This window comes from uncultured Campylobacter sp. (assembly GCF_938040115.1).
Taxonomy (GTDB): domain Bacteria; phylum Campylobacterota; class Campylobacteria; order Campylobacterales; family Campylobacteraceae; genus Campylobacter_A.
Genome location: NZ_CALHXD010000187.1, coordinates 1 through 3,623 on the forward strand (window position 1 = coordinate 1; position 3,623 = coordinate 3,623).

At 37.8% G+C, this 3,623-nt stretch carries 3 protein-coding genes; all 3 read left to right on the forward strand.

All coding sequences use genetic code 11. From position 1 onward, the window contains the following. The coding region (locus Q0314_RS06500) for a peptidyl-prolyl cis-trans isomerase (RefSeq protein WP_298057640.1) at positions 1-683 on the forward strand (683 nt) is incomplete at its 5' end. Positions 684-696: 13 nt separating this feature from the next. After that, on the forward strand, positions 697-2,127 hold the full coding sequence (ftsA, locus tag Q0314_RS06505; RefSeq protein ID WP_298057642.1) for a cell division protein FtsA: 1,431 nt from the start codon (positions 697-699) through the stop codon (positions 2,125-2,127). Positions 2,128-2,145: 18 nt separating this feature from the next. Next, positions 2,146-3,300, forward strand: coding sequence for a cell division protein FtsZ (ftsZ, locus tag Q0314_RS06510; RefSeq protein WP_298057644.1), 1,155 nt, complete (start codon positions 2,146-2,148; stop codon positions 3,298-3,300). The last annotated feature ends 323 nt before the right edge of the window (positions 3,301-3,623 follow it).

Genomic DNA, 3,623 nt, shown 5'->3' on the forward strand with positions numbered 1-3,623 from the left:
ACAAAATAAAAGAATTTGAAGCCGTCAAAGACGAAGTCCTAAAAGATTATAACCTAAAGCAAACTAAAAAAGTCGCGCTTGAAGAGTATTTAAAAATCAAAAAAGACGAGAAACAAGCAGACGTCTCGATATCTACATTTGAAGATAATGCAAGTTTGCCGATGGATGAGCTAAAACTAGCAAAAAAGGGCGACACGCTAAAGCCGTTTGAATACGAAGACGGCTATATGATAGTAAAGGTAAAAGAGATCGTAGCGCCTAGAGTAATGAGTTTTGACGAGGCGAAAGAGCAAATTTTAGAACTTTACAAAGAGCAAAAAACGAAAGAAATCGTAGAAGCAAAAGCAAAAGAGTTGCTTGAAAAAGGATTTCAAGGTACCGATATAGGATTTGTTAGTAGAGATACTGTGAAGGCCGAAGGTGGGTTAAGTGAGGGTGAGTTTAATATCTTCGTCAATCGCCTTTTTGAAAAAGGCGGCAAAAAAGGCTATGTTGTACTCGGCGATAAAGCCGTAGTTTACGAGATAACGGAACAAAAACTAACAAATAGCGAAAAAGAGAAAGAGTATAAAGAGATAATAACGCAAAATGTAGGCTTCTTGAAAAATAACGAGCTCATTAAGGATTTAACAGCCATGTTGTCCAAGCGTTACCAAGTAACAAATTATTATACAAAAAAATAAGAAGGCATCTGTTTTGAGTACTAAAATTTTAGGTATTGACGTAGGCTCTGTTCAAATTTGCGCTGTGATAGGCCAGCACGATGAAACAGGACTTAAAATAATCGGAATAGGAACTGCAAAAACTCAGGGTATAAAAAAGGGCGTAATAACAAATATCGAGCTCGCATCAAAATCAATAAAAAGCGCTTTAATAGACGCTCAAAGAGTGGCGGGCACAAGATACGAAAAAGTAGTGGTTTCAATCTCGGGAGCCTATACAAAAAGCGTTGACAGTAACGGTGTGGTAAATGTTCCCACGTATGAAATAGGCATAAAAGAGATACAACGCTCGATGTCCGAGTCTGAGCGAAGGGCACAAATCCACAGCGACTACGAAAAACTACACATACTTCCTTATAATTTCAAAGTAGACGACCAGGAGCATATAGAGGATCCTTTGGGTATGAACGGTAGCAGGCTCGAGGTGCAAACGCACATCATAATGGCGCAAAAATCATCTCTTAGTAACCTAAGAAAAGCGTTAAATTTGGCTGGAGTCGAGCCTGATAATATCGTACTTTCCAGCTACGCTTCGGCTATCGCGACGCTAAATCAAGATGAAAAAGATTTGGGTGTAGCTTTTATAGATATGGGCGGTGCAACTTGCAATATGATAATTCACTCTGGAAATTCGATAAGATATAACGAATTTTTAGGTATAGGTTCGTCAAATATAACAAATGATCTATCCGCTACGCTTCATACGCCTATTTTAAAAGCTGAAGATATAAAATTAAATTACGGAATTTTGCTAAATAATGCCAACGAACTAGTTGAGATCCCGCCTATTAACGAAGATGGCAAGGTGCAGGAAGTATCTCTTGATGTTATTTCAAACGTCATATATGCAAGAGCCGAAGAGACGCTAATGATACTTGCAAAAATGCTCGAAGATAGCGGATACAAAAACTCAATAGCCGCAGGCGTAGTTCTTACCGGCGGCATGACTAAGCTTGAAGGCATCAGAGAGCTTGCTATAGCAGTATTTGACAATATGCCGGTGCGAATAGCAAGACCAAAGGAAATGGAAGGGCTATATGAAATTTTAAGAGATCCGGCAAATTCTTGTGCGATAGGACTTTGCATGTACGGTGCAGGCTACTTTACGCCTTATGAAATCGACTCTGAAAAGAAAATGCGATATAAAGACGAGGTCGTAGTAAAAAATAAGCTTTTAAAAGATATAGTCTATGACAATGGAGTAAAAATCGAAGATAAAAAAAATATCGAAGAAGTCGATAATAAAATATTTAGAGGAAGTACTCTAGATGATAACTATATAGATGATTTAAGAATCGATGACGACAGAACTTTACAAGACGAACTAAATGAAGATTTAAATAAAAAAGAAAAAAAACCAAATATTTTTTCTGTGATTTGGAATAAAATAACACAACTATTTTAAAAGGAGATTGGATCAACTATGGGTAACTTTATGGTAGAAGAGAAAAAGCCTTCATACGGCGCAAAGATAAAAGTAGTAGGCGTAGGTGGTGGTGGTGGAAATATGATAAATCATATTATTAGAGAAAAAGGCGACGAAATGGATATCGATCTAATAGTCGCCAATACCGATGTAAAAGCACTTGATAGCTCTTTGGCCTTTACAAAACTTCAACTCGGCGAAAAGATTACAAAAGGTCTTGGTGCTGGTATGAATCCGGACGTAGGAACTAAAGCCGCCCAGGAAAGTTACGAAGAGATCAAATCTACACTTGAGTACTCAGATATCGTATTTATAGCATCAGGCCTTGGAGGCGGTACCGGTACAGGCGCAGCTCCGGTAGTAGCACAGGCAGCTAAAGAGATCGGCGCTTTAACTATCTCAGTTGTTACTATGCCGTTTGATTTTGAGGGTAAAAAGCGCTACAATCTAGCCCTAAAAGGTCTTAACGAGCTAAAAAAAGAGTCCGACTCTATAGTCGTTATACCAAACCAAAGACTAAAATCTCTTATAGACAAAAAAGCCGGTATAAAAGAAAGTTTTAAAATAGTTGATAACGTTTTAGCTCGAGCCGTCAGCGGTATGTGTACCATAGTTCTTGATTCGGGAAATAGCGACATAAACTCCGACTTTGCCGACGTCAAAAAAGTCATGGAACACCGCGGTATGGCGCTACTTGGCATAGGCGAATCAGAAGGTGAAGGCGCAGCCCAGGAAGCAATAAAAAATGCAATACAATCTCCACTACTAAGCGACATTACCATAAATGGTGCGGTCGGCGTTCTGGTACACTTCAAATATCACCCAGACTCTCCTTTCAGCGATATAGAGGAAGCTATGAACCTAGTGCAAAAAGCTGTAGACGATGAAGCCGATATCATATTCGGTACGACAAGCGACGAAAGTTTTGAAAATAACAAAATTCAAGTTACTATAATAGCCACCGGCTTTAGAGACAAAGAGGAAGAAAGACCTACGCCAGTAGCCTCTACGCCCGACGCTGCATTTAAAAAGTCAAGAAATCCGATTTTAGATGAAAGAATCAGCAGACTAAAGGTTAGCGGCGGATACAATAGCGAAGAAGCAACTAATATGCTAGAAACGCCATCGTATATCAGAAACCAAATGGATTAATGAATAAGGATTGGTCTTCCAATCCTTTTAAAATTTAAAGCACAATAATTAGGTAGTAAGTTAAATTTTATATTATTCTAAATTTGGCTAAAAATTAAGTTGCAAGTAATAAATTGATTTTTTAACAAATTATACTATATTTCGTTAGTCACAATATATTCAGGATATTCTTATTTTACAATAAAATTATTCCACTAAAAATAATTTCAAAAACATAGTTTTTTACATTTTATACTACCCCAAAAATACTATAATATAACGCCAAACAAACCCAAACGAGCGAGCGCGACGTATCACAAGCTAACGTAACGTGCAATGCGGCA

Coding starts and splice junctions, on each gene's coding strand:
- ftsZ (WP_298057644.1), top strand. CDS start 2,146: ATGGGTAACTTTATGGTAGAAGAGAAAAAGCCTTCATACGGCGCAAAG.